The organism is Pseudomonas sp. Larv2_ips, from assembly GCF_963879675.1.
Lineage (GTDB): Bacteria > Pseudomonadota > Gammaproteobacteria > Pseudomonadales > Pseudomonadaceae > Aquipseudomonas.
The window spans coordinates 1,360,290-1,375,642 of sequence record NZ_CAWOAW010000027.1; the positions used below are offsets into that span (position 1 = coordinate 1,360,290).

Sequence of the window (15,353 nt, forward strand, 5' to 3'; positions counted from 1 at the left end):
TTCAGGCTAAAGCGAATTGACTTTCTGTAAAAATGAATAATAGTGAGTAACTTGTTCAGTTTTGGAGAAAGGTATGGAGTTCAGTCAATTGCGGATTTTCCAGGCCGTGGCAGAAGAGGGCTCCATCACCCGCGCAGCCGAGCGCCTGCACCGTGTGCCGTCGAACCTGTCGACACGGCTCAAGCAGATGGAAGAGCAACTGGGGGTGGAATTGTTTGTGCGCGAGCGTCAACGCTTGCAGCTTTCTCCCGCCGGCAAGGTGCTGCTGGACTACAGCACTCGCCTGATTGCGTTGCACGATGAGGCCCACGGCGCCGTCCAGGGCGGGCAACCGGCCGGCGATTTTGTGTTGGGCAGCATGTACAGCACCGCCGCGATTCATTTGCCGAGGTTGTTGGCGCGCTATCACAAGGCTTATCCGATGGTGAACCTGCAGGTGCAGTCGGCGCCCAGCGGTGAACTGTTGGAAGGCTTGATCACTGGGCGACTGGATGCGGCATTGGTGGATGGCCCGCTGACCATCGCGACCTTGGACGGTGTGCCACTGTGCGAAGAGCGCCTGGTGTTGATCTGCGAGGCTGATCACCCGCCCGTGCGCGGGCCGCAGGATGTAGCGGGGCGCTCGGTGTTCACCTTTCGCCGCAGTTGCGCGTACCGCACGCGGCTGGAGACCTGGTTCTCCCACGAGCGCGTGGCCATGGGCCGGGCCATCGAGATTGAGTCCTATCAGGGCATGCTCGCCTGCGTGATCGCCGGTTCCGGTGTGGCATTAATGTCTGAATCCATGCTGGAGAGCCTGCCAGGCAAGGACAGCGTGTCCGTTCATCCCCTGACGGGGCCTTTTGCGACCGCAACGACCTGGCTGATGTGGCGAAAGGGTATGCTCGGCGCTAACCTCAATGCATGGATTGACCTGCAGCAGGAAGGCAAAGCCGAGTTATTGCAGGACACGCGCGCGATTGCTTGAACGATCCGTCAGGATTTGAATCAATTCAGTAATAGTTCGTTGTGGTTTCGTTCAAGCATTACGTAGGACTTAGGACTACTATCACTGTAGGAAAAGGCGACAAAACTCGCGCCGACCCGCATTACCCGCAAAGGGGGCAACCATGAAAGAGAAAATCCAAAACTGGCTCCATGACGTTGGCGTCGCGCTCGGACTGATCGAGCCTCCGTTGCAACCGGTGCCGATTCGCACGGATGACGAGCAGCGCCGGCCCCGTCGCAGATAAGCTCGGGTTCCAGCAGAATTCAACAGATGGGAGCGGGCTTGCTCGCGAAGGGGGTCTGTTAGTCAACGCACATGTTGGCTGACACACCGCCTTCGTCAGCAAGCCCGCTCCCATCGTTGTTTGTGGCAGGTAAAAAAAACGGGTGCGACATCCGACGTCGCACCCGCTGAAGAAACCGCTCTGATGCCGGTGCTGCCTTAAATTGCCCTAGCCGCCGCAGCCTGCGGGCGTCGCGACAACAGACTCACCCCAACAAAACTCACCAGCCCAACCGCCAGGCTGTAATAGATCGGCGTGTTCGCGTCCAAGCCATCCTTGAACATGAAGACCAATGCCGTCACAAAGCCCAGGGCCATGGATGCGATCGCCCCCGAGGTGGTTGCCCGCTTCCAGAAAATCGCTCCCATCAGTGGGATCAGCATGCCACCCACCAACAAGTTGTAGGCGAGGGTCAAGGCGCTGATCACATCGTTGACCACCAGGGCGATACCCAGCACGGCAATGCCCGTCAGCATCGTGAACAAGCGGTTGATGTTCAGGCTCGATTGTTTGCCACCGCGCAAACGCGGCAGCAGGTCTTCGGTCAATACGGTGGAGGCGGCGAGTAAGCCGGCGCTGGCGGTGGACATCATCGCGGCCAGTGCGGCGGCGATCACCAGCCCGCGAATGCCGTCCGGCAATGAAGCTTTGACGATAGCGGCGAAGGCATTGTTGACGTTGTCCAGATTCGGCAACAGCACATGAGCAGCCATGCCGATCAGCGCGCAGGCCAGGCCGTAAAGAATGCAGTAGAAGCCGGCGAAGGTGCCTGCGTACTGCGCGACCTTTTCGTCACGGGCAGTGAACACCCGTTGCCAGATGTCCTGACCGATCAGGATGCCGAAAAAGTAGATCATGAAGTAGGTGATGATCGTGTCCCAGCCGATTTCGGTGAAGCTGAAGTTCGACGCCGGCAGCTTGGCCACCAGTTGATCCCAGCCGCCGACGCGGTACAGGCAGATCGGCAGCAGGATAAACATCAGCCCGACGGTCTTGATCACGAACTGCACAATGTCGGTAAGCGTCAGCGACCACATGCCGCCGATGGTCGAATACACCACCACCACGCCACCGCCCAACAGCACCGAGACCCAGAACGGCAGGCCGAACAGCACTTGCAGCACGGTGCCGATGGCCAGGATCGAGGTCACGCCAATCATCAACGCGTAGGCCAGCATGATCACCGCGCTCGCTTGGCGGGCCATCGGGTTGTAGCGTTTTTCCAGGACCTGGGTGACGGTGAAGATCTTCAACTTCAGCAGCGGTTTGGCCAGGAACAGGTTCAACGCGATGATCCCGGCGCCCAGCGCAGCACACAACCAGAAGCCGGAGATGCCGTGCACATAACCCAGGCGCACGGTGCCGACGGTGGATGCACCGCCCAATACCGTGGCGGCCATGGTGCCCATGTACAGCGACGGGCCCAGGTTGCGGCCGGCCACCAGGTAATCTTCGTGGGTCTTGGCGCGGCGCATGCCGTAATAGCCGAGCACGAGCATGCCGGCGGCGTAGATGAGTACGACGAATAAATCCAAAGCCATGACGGCGGGTCTCCGATTATTTTTTTAGGCTATTGAGGCGCTTTTTGTGGCGAGGGAATTTGCTCCCGTTGGGCTGCGAAGCGGCCCCTGGGGGCCATAAACAGCCGCCGGTTCCGGGAACAGTCGAAGCAAGCTCAGGTACACCACCGAGGCCAACCCCAGCGTTACCGGCAGGCTGATATCGATGCCGTCGGCCAGGTTGCCCAGCGGCCCGACAAACTGCCCCGGCAAATTGACGAAGCACAAACCCACCAGCGCACTCGGGATCCAGGCCCCGAGTCCGCGCCAGTTCCAGCCATGGCTGAACCAGTAGCGCCCGCCGGTTTCACCGCGAGTGAACACCTGCAAGTCGTCCGGGCAGTAGAAGCCGCGGCGCACAATCAGGCCGATGATCATCATCACCATCCAGGGCGTGGTGCAGGTGATGATCAGCACGGCGAAAGTCGACACGCTTTGCACCAGGTTGGCGGCGAAGCGTCCGATAAAGATGAAGGCAATCGACATTACGCCGATCAGCAGCGTGGCCTTGACCCTCGACAGCAGGCGCGGAAACACGCTGGACATGTCCAGGCCGGTGCCATACAGCGAGGTGGTGCCAGTGGACATGCCGCCGATCACCGCGATCAGGCACACCGGCAGGAAGAACCAGGTAGGCGCCACCGCCAGCAAACCGCCGACATAGTTATTGGTGGCGATGTAGTCCGGGGCCTTGATCGCCACGATGGTCGCCGTGGCCAGGCCAAACAGAAACGGAATCAACGTAGCGATCTGAGCCAGGACGACTGCCAGCATGATGCGCATTTTCGGCGTCTCACGCGGGATGTAGCGCGACCAGTCACCGAGGAATGCACCAAAGGAAATCGGATTGCTCATCGCCACCAGCGCAGCGCCGATGAAGGCCGCCCAAAAGCCGCTCTGGCCGAGGCCGACGGTGCCGGCGAAGTGGCTGTCGAAGGCGGGCGCAAACGCGAAGATGCCCAGCAGGAACAGCAGACTCGCCGCCCACACCGCAATGCGGTTGACCCACAGCATGAAGCGAAAGCCATAGATGCACACGGTGAGTACAAGCAAGGCGAACAGGCCGTAGGCCAGGCCCAGCGTCAGGTCGGTTTCCGGCAGGCCGATCAGCCGTTTCGCACCGCCGACCAACGCATCGCCTGAACTCCACACCGACAGTGAGAAGAAGGCAATCGCCGTCAGCAGCGACAGAAACGAGCCGACAATGCGCCCGTGCACACCAAAGTGCGCACCGGACGACACGGCATTGTTAGTGCCATTGATCGGCCCGAACAGGCCCATGGGCGCCAGGATCAGCGCCCCCACCAGCACGCCCAGCACAATCGCCCAGACGCCGGCCTGGAACGACAAGCCGAACAGCACCGGAAACGAACCCAGCACGGCGGTGGCAAAGGTATTGGCACCGCCGAAGATCAGTCGGAACAGATCCTTGGGCCCGGCAGTACGCTCGTGGTCCGGGATCTGTTCGACCCCGTTGGTTTCTATCGTTCGAATACTTTTATCGTTGTTTTTATTATTCATGATCAGCTCCGATCACATTGGCTAAGGGGGCGGCAGCCCTTCCGGCATAGCGGACAAATGTTCGTGACAGGCCAGCCACAGGCCTTGTTTTTGTTGTGTGCCAGACCCTTGCCGTTTGAAGACAATGGTCTCGCGCTCCTGGCTAAAAAATTGCTCCCCGTTCATGCGCAGCTCGGTGGCCACGTCATGAATAAAAATCGCCACGTCACCTTGCAGGCTGACAAAGGCGTTGCTTGACGCGCAGGACAGCACCTCAAACCCCTCGTCCCGGCGCCAGCTGTCCCACAATGCCTGGTAGGCATCGCGGCTGAGCAGCGGCTGGGGGAGGGTGTAAAACACAAAGCTGGCATCGGCCGTGAACGCGCCGAAGTAGGCAGCGCGGTCATTGCGGGCGAAGGCCGAGACCAGTTCGGCCGCGGCGTGCAGCACCTCGCGCGTGCTCATCAGCGATGCGCCACGCCGGGCAGTACGCAGAGCATCTCGTACAGCAGGTTGGCGCCGAGCAGCGAGGTGTTGCCGGTGGTGTCGTAAGGCGGCGAAACTTCTACCAGATCGCAACCAATCAGGTCGAGGCCCTGGCAGCCACGGATGATCTCGATCGCCTGGATAGTGGTCAGCCCGCCGATTTCCGGCGTGCCGGTGCCTGGTGCCCAGGCCGGATCGATACCGTCGATGTCGAAGCTCAGGTACACCGGGCCGCCGCCGACTTTTTCACGCACTTCGGCCATCAGCGGCGCGAGGGAGTGGTGCCAGCATTCTTCAGCCTGAACCACGCGAAAGCCCTGTTTACGGCTCCAGTTGAAGTCTTCGGCGGTGTAGCCCTGGGCGCGCAGGCCGATCTGCACCACGCGGTCGCAATCGAGCAAGCCTTCTTCGACTGCGCGGCGGAAGGTGGTGCCGTGGGCGATTTTCTCGCCGAACATATGATCGTTGACGTCAGCGTGGGCATCGATGTGCACCAGCCCGACCTTGCCGTGTTTCTTGTGGATCGCCCGCAGGATCGGCAGGGTGATGGTGTGGTCACCGCCCAGCGTCATCGGGATCACGTTGTGCTCGAGGATCTCATCGTAGGCTTGCTCGATGATGCGCACGGCGTCGAGCAGGTTGAAGGTGTTGATCGCCACGTCGCCGATGTCGGCAACCGACAGGGAGTCGAACGGTGCGGCGCCTGTGGCCATGTTGTAAGGGCGGATCATCACCGATTCGGCGCGGATTTCCCGCGGCCCGAAACGGGTGCCGGCGCGCAGCGAGGTGCCGATGTCCAGGGGCACGCCGACGAAGGCGGCATCCAGGCCTTTGGCCGTTTGCAGGTGGGGAAGTCGCATCATGGTGGCGATGCCGGCGAAGCGCGGCATTTCGTTGCCGCCCAGTGGTTGGTGAAAAATCTTGTCCACAGGAGTGCCTCATCGTTGTTGTGGTTATTAGGGGCCGATTCTGCGAAAAGCCCAGGGCGGGAAGAATCGGCAGGGGCAAATACTTAGTTCAGATTTTTCTAAACTAACGCTTGGGGTAAACTCGGCTCAAATGTGGGAGCGGGCTTGCTCGCCAATTAGGTGTGTCAGTCACGGCGGGTTCGATTGATCCACCGCCTTCGCGAGCAAGCCCGCTCCCACAGGTTGTATGTTTGCTTCTGGAGAACCCATGGCCAACGCCTTGCCCGACCTGAAACTCCTGCGCATCTTCGTCAGCGTCGTGCGCCACCAGGGGTTCGCCAACGCCCAGCACGAACTCAACCTGTCGACGTCGGCCATCAGCACTTATATGAGTCAGCTGGAGTCGGCGTTGGGTCTGGTGCTGTGCCATCGCGGGCGCGGCGGGTTCAGCCTGACCAGCAAGGGCGAGCTGTTCCATCAGGAAACCCTGCGCCTCTTGGGCGAATTGGAAGGCTTCGAGCAATACGCCGCAGCGCTCAAGGGCGAGTTGCGCGGCACATTGAAGCTGGGCGTGCTCGACTCCACCGTCAGCGACAAGGCGCTGCCGTTCGCTGAGGTGATTGGCGCCTACAGCCAGGAACACCCGGCCGTGCATTTGCACCTCTCGGTGATGAGCCCTTACGAATTGCAACTGGGTGTGCAGGACAATCGCCTGGATCTGTCCATTGGCGCCTTTTCCAACCGCATGAGCGGGCTGATCTACATGCCGCTGTACCGCGAGCAACACTGGTTGTATTGCAGCACCCGCCATCCGTTGTTCAACGAACGGCGCATCCCCGAACAAGTGATCACCCAACAGCGCATGGTCGGGCGCGGCTACTGGAGCCAGGCCGAACTGGCGCGCCACGGCTTCAAACACAGCGCGGCAACGGTGGAAAGTATGGAAGCCCAGTTGATTCTGGTGCTGTCCGGCGCCTACATCGGGTACCTGCCCGAGCATTACGCCCAGGCCTGGGCCGACAAGGGCGACCTGCGCGTATTGCTGCCGGCGACCTTCGGCTATCAGGCACCATTTTCGATGATCATGCGCCGGGGCCGCAGCCGCGAGCCGTTGATCCAGACCTTCCGCGATTTACTCAAAGCCCAGCTCAACCAGGCCTGAAACCATGTCCAGACCCCAATGCTCCCGCTGCCTGCGGCCCATCACCCATTGCCTGTGCGCGCTGATCCCCAGCCTCGACAGCCGCACCCGCGTGTTGCTGCTGCAGCACCCGAGCGAGGTCAGCCACGCGCTCAATACTGCGCGGCTGGCGGCGTTGGGGTTGAACAATGCGCAATTGGTGGTGGGTGAGGTGTTTGAGGATTTGCCGACCTTATTGAACCCGCCCGGCTACCAGGCGCGGTTGTTGTTTCCCGCTGAGGATGCGCAGCCTTTGCAGGCCTACACATCGACTGACGAACCTATGTTGCTGGTGGTGCCTGACGGTACTTGGCGCAAGGCGCGCAAATTGTTGCACCTCAATCCATTACTGGCGGCGTTGCCTCGAGTCACCCTGGCCGAGGGTGCGGTGTCCCGCTACCGGCTGCGCAAGGCGCCAGGGCCGGGGGCGTTGTCGACGGTGGAGGCGATTGTGCAGGCCTTGCAGGTGCTGGAGGCGCCGGCGTCTTTTGATGCATTGCTCACACCGTTTGAGGCGCTTATTGAGGGACAGATCTCTGCGATGGGCGAAGAGGTGTTTCGTAAAAATCATGGCAACGGGCAGTTGGGGTAACAGCGTCACCGAGGCGTGGCCTTCGCAGGCAAGCCAGCTCCCACATTGATCTGCATTCGCCGCAGATTCTGCGCCGACCTCCGGCTACCTGCGGGCGCGGGCTTGCCCGCGATAGCGCCGTTGCAGGACACATCCTATTTACTTATTCCTATAAGCCATAAGCACCACACTTTGCGTGATATGGCCCGCCAGCCTTTCCCGGTATGATGTCCGCCCCCGCAGTCTGGATTGCGAATACGCCATGACCTTGCAGTACCCTACAATCGCCGATTGCGTCGGCAACACGCCCCTGGTCCGCTTGCAACGCATGGCGGGTGAAACCAGCAATACCCTGTTGCTCAAGCTCGAAGGAAACAACCCGGCCGGCTCCGTCAAGGACCGCCCGGCGCTGTCGATGATTGCCCGCGCCGAACTGCGCGGGCAGATCAAGCCCGGCGACACCCTGATCGAAGCCACCTCGGGTAACACCGGCATCGCCCTGGCCATGGCCGCGGCCATCAAGGGTTACAAGATGGTATTGATCATGCCCGACAACGGCAGCGCCGAACGCAAGGCGGCAATGACCGCCTATGGTGCCCAGCTGATCCTGGTGACCCAGGAAGAAGGCATGGAAGGTGCGCGTGACCTCGCCGAGCGCATGGCCGCCGAAGGCCGTGGCGTGGTACTCGACCAATTTGCCAACGGTGATAATCCGGAGGCGCACTACACCACCACCGGTCCGGAAATCTGGCGTCAGACCCAGGGCACCATCACCCATTTCGTCAGCTCGATGGGCACCACCGGCACCATCATGGGCAATTCGCGCTACCTCAAGGAGCAGAACCCGGCGATCCAGATCGTGGGTCTGCAACCGATGGAAGGTGCGGCCATCCCGGGCATTCGCCGTTGGCCCCAAGAATATCTGCCGAAGATCTACAACGCGACGCGTGTGGACCGCATCATCGATATGGCCCAGCGCGAAGCCGAAGACACCACCCGCCGTCTGGCGCGTGAAGAAGGCATTTTCTGCGGCGTGTCCTCCGGTGGCGCCGTGGCCGGTATGTTGCGTTTGTCCAGGGAAGTGGAAAACGCAGTGATCGTCGCGATCATCTGTGACCGAGGCGACCGTTACTTGTCGACCGGCATTTTCGACGAACCCAACTGATGGCCAAGCACGAGAGAGGCCTGCGCTTTCAACCGACGGGCGGCAGCCGAGCCCCGCAAATTCCGGTAGGCAAGAAGCAGCGTCTGACCATCGAGCGCCTGGCCAACGACGGTCGCGGCATTGTGTTCTTTGAAGGCCGCACCTGGTTTGTAAATGGCGCGCTGGCCGGCGAAGAGGTCGAAGCACGCGTATTGGGCGCCCACGGCAAAGTGGTCGAGGCGCGCACCGAACGCGTGTTCACGGCCAGCGAGCTGCGCCGTCCGGCACCGTGCGCACATTTTGGCCGCTGCGGCGGTTGCAGCGTGCAGCACTTGCCCCACGCCGAACAACTTGCCCTGAAACAGCGCATGCTCGCCGAACAACTGTCTCGCGTCGCCGGTGTCGAGCCGCAGGTGTGGGCCGCACCGTTGAGTGGCCCGGAATTCGGCTACCGCCGACGCGCCCGCGTGGCCGTACGCTGGGATGCCAAGGCGAAAAACCTTGAAGTGGGTTTTCGCGCGGTGGCCAGCCAGGACATTGTCGCCATTGATGATTGCCCGGTGCTGGTACAAGCCTTGCAACCGATCATGCAGCGTTTGCCGAACATGCTGCGCCGCCTGAGCAAGCCGCAGGCGCTGGGGCATGTGGAGTTGTTCAGCGGCTCGTCGATTGCCGTGCTGCTGCGGCACATGGCGCCGTTGTCCGAGGCGGACCTGCTGATCCTGCAAGAATTCTGCACCTACCATGACGCGCAGTTGTGGCTGCATGGCGAAGGCCAGCCGGAGTCGGTCGAGACGGATTCGGCGCTGGGTTATCGGTTGGAACAATGGGATTTGGAGCTGGCTTATCGGCCCGGGGATTTTGTGCAGGTCAACGCCGGCGTCAACGCCGCGATGGTCGCCCAGGCCCTGGAATGGCTGGCGCCACAGCCCGACGAGCGGGTACTGGACTTGTTCTGCGGGCTCGGCAACTTCGCCTTGCCACTGGCCCGGCAGGTGCGTGAAGTGGTCGCGGTAGAAGGCGTGCAGACCATGGTGGACCGGGCGGCGCAGAATGCCGTCAGCAACAATTTGCATAATGTGCAGTTTTTTCAGGCCGATTTATCCCAGCCTTTGACTGACGCGGAGTGGGCCAAACAGGGCTTTTCTGCGGTACTCTTGGACCCACCCCGTGATGGAGCCCTGGAGGTTGTGCGCAAGCTCGCGACCCTTAAGGCCAAGCGTCTGGTGTATGTGTCCTGCAACCCGGCCACGCTGGCGCGGGACACGGTTGAGTTGGTCAAGCAAGGCTACCGGCTAAAACGTGCCGGGATCCTCGACATGTTTCCGCAAACCGCGCATGTCGAGGCCATGGCGTTATTTGAAGCGGGCTAGGATGCCCGTTTAATCCGACTGGCCTGCATTCTCCAGGGCCGTGACCTGCCAGGGAGTGTGTGTAAGCTTTATTCAGGTAAAGCAGGTCAGCGATGATTTTTGGCGCATTAAAGGTGCGTCGTAGGGAAGGTAAGCAAGATGGTACAGGTGAGAGCACACCAGCCGATCAACACCGACGGCAGTATCAATCTCGAGGCATGGCTGGATCATGCCGTCAGTGTCGACCCGGCACTGGACCGTGAAGCCTTGAAAGCAGCCTGCGAGTTCGCTCGTGAGTCTGAACAACAAGACAATGCGGCCAAAAACCTGTGGGCGGAGGGCACGTCAAGCTTTCGCACCGGGTTGGAAATCGCCGAGATCCTTGCCGATCTCAAGCTGGACCAGGATTCGCTGATCGCCGCCGTGCTCTATCGCGGCGTGCGCGAAGGGCACATTCCGTTGCCGACGGTCAGCCAGCGTTTCGGCGCGGTCGTGGCCAAACTGATCGACGGCGTGCTGCGCATGGCGGCTATCAGTGCCAGCCTCAGCCCGCGCCAGTCGATGGTGCTGGGCACCCAGGGCCAGGTCGAGAACCTGCGCAAAATGCTGGTGGCGATGGTCGACGACGTGCGCGTTGCGCTGATCAAGCTGGCTGAACGCACCTGCGCGATCCGTGCGGTGAAGACCGCCGACGACGAAAAGCGCAACCGGGTAGCCCGCGAAGTCTTCGACATCTACGCGCCGCTGGCGCATCGCTTGGGCATCGGCCATATCAAGTGGGAGCTGGAGGACTTGTCCTTTCGCTACCTCGAGCCCGATCAATACAAACAGATTGCGACGCTGCTGCATGAGCGGCGGCTCGACCGTGAGCGCTTTATCACCGACGTGATGGGCCAGCTGCGTTCCGAGTTGCAGGCCACCGGCGTGGACGCCGACATCAGCGGCCGAGCCAAACACATCTATTCGATCTGGCGCAAAATGCAGCGCAAGGGCCTGGCCTTCAGCCAGATCTACGACGTACGCGCCGTGCGCGTGCTGGTGCCGGAAATGCGCGACTGCTACACCGCGCTGGGTATCGTCCACACCTTGTGGCGGCACATTCCCAAGGAATTCGACGACTACATCGCCAACCCCAAGGAAAACGGCTATCGCTCCCTGCACACTGCAGTGATCGGCCCTGAGGGCAAGGTGCTGGAGGTGCAGATCCGCACCCACGCCATGCACGAAGAGGCTGAACTTGGGGTGTGCGCGCACTGGCGCTACAAGGGCACCGACGTCAAAGCCGGGTCCAACCAGTACGAAGAGAAAATCTCCTGGCTTCGCCAAGTGCTTGAGTGGCACGAAGAACTCGGCGACATTGGCGGCCTTGCCGAACAGCTGCGGGTGGATATCGAGCCCGACCGCGTCTATATCTTCACCCCCGACGGCCACGCCATCGACTTGCCCAAGGGCGCCACGCCACTGGACTTTGCCTACCGCGTGCACACCGAAATCGGTCACAACTGCCGGGGCGCCAAGATCAACGGGCGCATCGTGCCGCTCAACTACAGCCTGCAGACCGGTGAACAGGTCGAGATCATCACCAGCAAGCACGGCACGCCGAGCCGCGACTGGTTGAACCCGAACCTGGGCTACATCACCACGTCGCGGGCTCGGGCGAAGATTGTTCACTGGTTCAAATTGCAGGCGCGCGACCAGAACGTCGCGGCCGGTAAAACCTTGCTCGAACGCGAGCTGGCGCGCCTGGGCCTGCCGCAGGTGGACTTCGACAAGTTGGCCGAAAAAGCCAACATGAAGATCGCCGAGGACATGTTCGCAGCCCTTGGCGCTGGTGACTTGCGCCTGGCGCAACTGGTCAATCTGGCGCAGCAACTGGTCGAGCCGGAGCGCGGCAGCGAGCAGCTGGAGCTGATCCCTCGCAAAGCCACCGGCTACAAACCGGGCAAGCGCGGCGATATCCAGATTCAGGGCGTGGGCAACCTGATGACGCAAATGGCCGGCTGCTGCCAGCCGTTGCCGGGCGACGCGATTGTCGGTTACATCACCCAGGGCCGTGGCGTGAGCATTCACCGCCAGGATTGCGCCTCGGTGCTGCAACTGGGCGGGCGCGAGCCGGAGCGGATCATCCAGGTCAGCTGGGGCCCGGTGCCGGTGCTCACTTACCCGGTGGACATCATCATTCGCGCCTACGACCGTTCCGGCCTGCTGCGTGACGTGTCGCAAGTGCTGCTCAATGAGCGGATCAACGTACTGGCGGTCAATACCCGCTCGAACAAAGAGGACAACACGGCGTTGATGTCCCTGACCATCGAGATTCCGGGGCTGGACGCGTTGGGTCGGTTGCTGGGGCGGATTTCTCAGTTGCCGAACATCATTGAAACGCGGCGTAATCGCACACCATGAGCAGCTGGATGAGCGCGGATTAAAATGTGGGAGCGGGCTTGCTCGCGAAAGCGGTGTGTCAGTGCCGGATGCATTGGCTGACCTATCGCATTCGCGAGCAAGCCCGCTCCCACATTTGATTTTCAGCGTTCTCACCTCGGCGGAAAGAGACTGATGTATTCACTTGAAGACCTGCTGCACCTCATGAACCGCCTGCGCGACCCAAAGTACGGGTGCCCGTGGGACATCAGGCAAACCTACGCAACCATCGTCCCGCACACCCTCGAAGAGGCCTATGAAGTTGCCGACGCCATCGAGCGCGGCGACTTTGATCACCTGCAAGGTGAGCTGGGCGACCTGTTGTTTCAGGTGGTGTATTACAGCCAGCTGGCGCGGGAGGAGGGGCGTTTTGAGTTTGCCGGTGTGGTCGACAGCATCACCCGCAAGTTGATTCGCCGCCATCCTCACGTGTTTCCCACGGGTGATCTGTATGCGCCGCTGGATATTCCTCAGCTGAGCGAAGAGCAGGTCAAGGAGCGTTGGGAGCAGATCAAGGCTGAGGAGCGCGCGGAGAAGTCCGACGCGCCACAGCAGCTGTCCCTGCTCGATGACGTGCCCACGGCGCTGCCGTCGCTGTCGCGCGCTGCCAAATTGCAAAAGCGCGCCAGCCAGGTCGGCTTCGACTGGCCCGCCGCCTTGCCGGTGGTGGACAACGTGCGCGAAGAGCTGGATGAAGTGCTCGAAGCCATGGCCGATAACGACCCGGTGGCGATTGCCGATGAGGTCGGTGACCTGCTGTTTGCAGCGGTCAACCTGGCGCGGCATCTGAAGGTTGACCCGGAAGCTGCGTTGCGTGGCGCCAATGCCAAGTTCGAACGACGTTTCCGATTTATCGAACAGGCATTGCGCGATACGCACCAATCCATAGAAGATTGCACCCTCGAAGCGTTGGACGCCCTGTGGGGTGAAGCCAAACGCCAGGAAAAGAATTTGTCCAGCTGCGGTTAAGCAGTTGCCTAAGTGAGTGAGCACCATGAGCCTTTCCCTTCGCGACCAGTTGCTTAAAGCAGGTCTGGTCAACCAAAAGCAGGCCAAGCAGGTCGGCAAAGAGAAACAGAAGCAGCAGCGCCTGGTCCACAAGGGCCAAGCCGAGGTGGATGACACCCAGGCACGCCTGGCCGCCGAGGCGCACGCCGAGAAGGTCAAGCGCGACCAGGAGCTGAACCGCCAGCAGCAGGAAAAAGCTGAGGCCAAGGCCCGCACGGCCCAGGTCAAACAATTGATCGAGACCTCGCGCCTGCCCAAGCTGACCACCGAGGACTACTACAACTTCGTCGATGACAAGAAGGTCAAGCGCCTGTCGGTCAACACGCTGATGCGCAACAAGCTGAGCAACGGCTCCCTGGCAATCGTGCACCATGGCGGCGGTTACGAGGTGATCCCGCGTGAGGCAGCGCTGAAGATTCAGGAGCGTGCGCCAGAGCGTATCGTGCAGCTCAATATCCTGACCGAAAGCCAGGTGCCGGATGAGGATGATCCTTACGCGGCCTACCAGATCCCGGATGATCTGATGTGGTAAGGCGTTAAAACACTCGGGCGTGCCAGGCGCGCCCAACGCCAAAGCCTATAAACACAAACCCCGCTCAAAAGGCGGGGTTTGTGTTTATAGGCACCCTGGCTGCGTGGGGCTGGGGAGCCTAGTGGATTTCAGTATTCAGGAGCTTTGTGCCTGGCGTTTCATCTCTAGAGATTCGAGCTCGTTTTTATAATTGTGGGCTTCGCTCTCGTTGTGGAACATGCCGACCAGTTGGTCTTGTTGATGGACATCCCAGATGTGAATCCCATGGCCCAGTGCTTCGTGAGACATGTGTGCATCGTCGCGTTCAGTTACTTTTACAGTCATCTGCTTGCTCCAATCTCTGGTTGATCTGCGGCAAGTCGTCGCAGGCCTCTTTTATATGTTTTGTTAGCTTGCTAAGTAAACCGATTTTGCACGCAACAATTCATTGCACAAACTGCAACTGTCCCACAGGCCGCGTAATCCGCGACATTGCGTCGCAGGCGCCTGAGTTTTATGACAAAAGTTTCATGTTCCTCTTAGGCTTTAGTCTTGTAGTGCTTGCTTCAAAGCTAGCGCAGGCAAGCCAGCTCCCACATGGAAACGCATTCCAATGTGGGAGCTGGCTTGCCTGCGATAGCGGTAGAACGCCCAGCACACAAACTGCAGGCGAAAAAAAGCCCCGCATTCAGCGAGGCTTGTTTTTCAGCTCATCAGCCGATCAGCTCCCTTTGACAGCCTTGCCGTCAACGGTGCCGTCCAGCAGCATGATGTTGTATTCCTTACCGTCGGTTTCCACCTGACGCAGGGCAACCAGGATGCCGCCCCAGTCCTTGGCAAACCACATCTGGGTGATGCGCTTGCTCTGGGAGGGATCGCGCACGCGCTCAACCTTGATCGCATCAATGGCGCCGGCTTTGGTCTGGACCTTTTCCGGGCCGATCACGCGGAAGTCATAGGTATCGACGTCGGTGCCCTCGACCACGCGGTAGCTCATGCTTTTTTTGCCGGCGGCGACGTCGCGCTGCAGGGCAAGCTGATAAGTCGATTTGTCGAGCATGCCGCTTTCGAGCGTGACGTTGACCGGGTCCTTGTTTTCGAAACCGGTGACCTTGTTGGCCGCGTGGTCGAAATCCAGGTTGATCTTCTTCGCCTTGCCCAGGCCGCCGCGTTCGAAGCTGTAGCTCTTGGGTTGCAGTGCGTCCTTGTCGAACAGGATCACGCTGGTTTCGGTGAGGCTGGCGATCATCATGGAAGCCTTGAAGTTCAAGGTCCAGGTGCCATTGTCATTCTTGGTCAGGCTGCGTTCGGCCGAACCACTCATGGGCAACTGTTTCCAGTCGGCGGTGTAGCTGGCGGAGAAAGGGTGAAGGTCTGCTGCTTGCACGGCAGGCAAGGCGAACAGCGCAAAAGCGAAGAGCAAGGCGCGACGCATAAAATCT

Annotated in this window: 15 protein-coding genes; 9 read left to right on the forward strand and 6 right to left on the reverse strand. The window is 60.6% G+C overall.

Going from position 1 to position 15,353, the window contains the following annotated elements:
- Window positions 1-73 precede the first annotated feature (73 nt).
- Window positions 74-967: a putrescine utilization regulator PtrR gene (gene ptrR / locus AACV02_RS23095; protein ID WP_119742222.1), complete on the forward strand. Its 894-nt coding sequence runs from the start codon at window positions 74-76 to the stop codon at window positions 965-967.
- A 142-nt stretch (window positions 968-1,109) separates the two neighbouring features.
- Window positions 1,110-1,232, forward strand: coding sequence for a PA1414 family protein (locus tag AACV02_RS23100; protein ID WP_256347311.1), 123 nt, complete (start codon window positions 1,110-1,112; stop codon window positions 1,230-1,232).
- 197 nt (window positions 1,233-1,429) lie between these two features.
- Here the strand turns inward: AACV02_RS23100 and AACV02_RS23105 are convergent, their stop codons facing one another.
- The 4 genes from AACV02_RS23105 to speB are packed head-to-tail and all read right to left on the reverse strand — an operon-like array spanning window position 1,430 to window position 5,745.
- Entirely contained in the window at window positions 1,430-2,812 is a 1,383-nt protein-coding gene (locus AACV02_RS23105) for a sodium:solute symporter (protein WP_106576395.1), read from the reverse strand.
- A gap of 24 nt (window positions 2,813-2,836) precedes the next feature.
- The gene (locus AACV02_RS23110; protein WP_119742224.1) at window positions 2,837-4,351 is read right to left on the reverse strand and encodes a purine-cytosine permease family protein; all 1,515 of its coding nucleotides are present in this window, start codon (window positions 4,349-4,351) and stop codon (window positions 2,837-2,839) included.
- Window positions 4,352-4,372: 21 nt separating this feature from the next.
- Window positions 4,373-4,795 (reverse strand): YybH family protein, encoded by a 423-nt coding sequence (locus AACV02_RS23115; RefSeq protein WP_119742226.1) that lies wholly within the window; start codon window positions 4,793-4,795, stop codon window positions 4,373-4,375.
- The gene (gene speB, locus AACV02_RS23120; RefSeq protein WP_106576398.1) at window positions 4,795-5,745 is read right to left on the reverse strand and encodes an agmatinase; all 951 of its coding nucleotides are present in this window, start codon (window positions 5,743-5,745) and stop codon (window positions 4,795-4,797) included. The genes AACV02_RS23115 and speB overlap by 1 nt, the downstream gene beginning before the upstream one ends.
- A gap of 247 nt (window positions 5,746-5,992) precedes the next feature.
- Here speB and AACV02_RS23125 point away from each other — a divergent pair, with 247 nt between their 5' ends.
- The 7 genes from AACV02_RS23125 (at window position 5,993) to AACV02_RS23155 (ending at window position 13,932) form a co-directional block, all read left to right on the forward strand.
- Window positions 5,993-6,886, forward strand: coding sequence for a LysR family transcriptional regulator (locus AACV02_RS23125; protein ID WP_119742228.1), 894 nt, complete (start codon window positions 5,993-5,995; stop codon window positions 6,884-6,886).
- Window positions 6,887-6,890: 4 nt separating this feature from the next.
- Window positions 6,891-7,496, forward strand: a complete 606-nt coding sequence (locus AACV02_RS23130; RefSeq protein ID WP_119742230.1) for a tRNA-uridine aminocarboxypropyltransferase — start codon at window positions 6,891-6,893, stop codon at window positions 7,494-7,496.
- A 241-nt stretch (window positions 7,497-7,737) separates the two neighbouring features.
- Window positions 7,738-8,640: a cysteine synthase CysM gene (gene cysM, locus AACV02_RS23135; RefSeq protein ID WP_106576400.1), complete on the forward strand. Its 903-nt coding sequence runs from the start codon at window positions 7,738-7,740 to the stop codon at window positions 8,638-8,640.
- A complete protein-coding gene (gene rlmD, locus AACV02_RS23140; RefSeq protein WP_119742232.1) occupies window positions 8,640-9,992 on the forward strand; it encodes a 23S rRNA (uracil(1939)-C(5))-methyltransferase RlmD in 1,353 nt (450 codons plus the stop codon). Before cysM ends, rlmD begins: the two co-directional genes overlap by 1 nt.
- Window positions 9,993-10,130: 138 nt before the next feature.
- Window positions 10,131-12,374, forward strand: coding sequence for a GTP diphosphokinase (relA, locus tag AACV02_RS23145; RefSeq protein WP_017134872.1), 2,244 nt, complete (start codon window positions 10,131-10,133; stop codon window positions 12,372-12,374).
- Window positions 12,375-12,527: 153 nt separating this feature from the next.
- A complete protein-coding gene (gene mazG / locus AACV02_RS23150; RefSeq protein WP_119742234.1) occupies window positions 12,528-13,361 on the forward strand; it encodes a nucleoside triphosphate pyrophosphohydrolase in 834 nt (277 codons plus the stop codon).
- Between the two features lie 25 nt (window positions 13,362-13,386).
- A complete protein-coding gene (locus tag AACV02_RS23155) occupies window positions 13,387-13,932 on the forward strand; it encodes a DUF2058 domain-containing protein (protein ID WP_014719402.1) in 546 nt (181 codons plus the stop codon).
- Window positions 13,933-14,067: 135 nt separating this feature from the next.
- Here the strand turns inward: AACV02_RS23155 and AACV02_RS23160 are convergent, their stop codons facing one another.
- Entirely contained in the window at window positions 14,068-14,256 is a 189-nt protein-coding gene (locus AACV02_RS23160; protein WP_119742236.1) for a hypothetical protein, read from the reverse strand.
- Window positions 14,257-14,632: 376 nt separating this feature from the next.
- The gene (locus AACV02_RS23165; RefSeq protein ID WP_106576404.1) at window positions 14,633-15,346 is read right to left on the reverse strand and encodes a DUF3108 domain-containing protein; all 714 of its coding nucleotides are present in this window, start codon (window positions 15,344-15,346) and stop codon (window positions 14,633-14,635) included.
- Window positions 15,347-15,353: the final 7 nt, after the last annotated feature.

What these genes read in the sequence shown, in the direction of transcription:
- AACV02_RS23110 (WP_119742224.1), bottom strand. Translation starts at nt 4,351, where the DNA reads ATGAATAATAAAAACAACGATAAAAGTATTCGAACGATAGAAACCAAC.
- mazG (WP_119742234.1), top strand. Translation starts at nt 12,528, where the DNA reads ATGTATTCACTTGAAGACCTGCTGCACCTCATGAACCGCCTGCGCGAC.
- AACV02_RS23165 (WP_106576404.1), bottom strand. Translation starts at nt 15,346, where the DNA reads ATGCGTCGCGCCTTGCTCTTCGCTTTTGCGCTGTTCGCCTTGCCTGCC.
- AACV02_RS23160 (WP_119742236.1), bottom strand. Translation starts at nt 14,256, where the DNA reads ATGACTGTAAAAGTAACTGAACGCGACGATGCACACATGTCTCACGAA.
- AACV02_RS23155 (WP_014719402.1), top strand. Translation starts at nt 13,387, where the DNA reads ATGAGCCTTTCCCTTCGCGACCAGTTGCTTAAAGCAGGTCTGGTCAAC.
- AACV02_RS23100 (WP_256347311.1), top strand. Translation starts at nt 1,110, where the DNA reads ATGAAAGAGAAAATCCAAAACTGGCTCCATGACGTTGGCGTCGCGCTC.
- cysM (WP_106576400.1), top strand. Translation starts at nt 7,738, where the DNA reads ATGACCTTGCAGTACCCTACAATCGCCGATTGCGTCGGCAACACGCCC.
- AACV02_RS23115 (WP_119742226.1), bottom strand. Translation starts at nt 4,795, where the DNA reads ATGAGCACGCGCGAGGTGCTGCACGCCGCGGCCGAACTGGTCTCGGCC.
- rlmD (WP_119742232.1), top strand. Translation starts at nt 8,640, where the DNA reads ATGGCCAAGCACGAGAGAGGCCTGCGCTTTCAACCGACGGGCGGCAGC.
- ptrR (WP_119742222.1), top strand. Translation starts at nt 74, where the DNA reads ATGGAGTTCAGTCAATTGCGGATTTTCCAGGCCGTGGCAGAAGAGGGC.
- relA (WP_017134872.1), top strand. Translation starts at nt 10,131, where the DNA reads ATGGTACAGGTGAGAGCACACCAGCCGATCAACACCGACGGCAGTATC.
- AACV02_RS23125 (WP_119742228.1), top strand. Translation starts at nt 5,993, where the DNA reads ATGGCCAACGCCTTGCCCGACCTGAAACTCCTGCGCATCTTCGTCAGC.
- AACV02_RS23105 (WP_106576395.1), bottom strand. Translation starts at nt 2,812, where the DNA reads ATGGCTTTGGATTTATTCGTCGTACTCATCTACGCCGCCGGCATGCTC.
- AACV02_RS23130 (WP_119742230.1), top strand. Translation starts at nt 6,891, where the DNA reads ATGTCCAGACCCCAATGCTCCCGCTGCCTGCGGCCCATCACCCATTGC.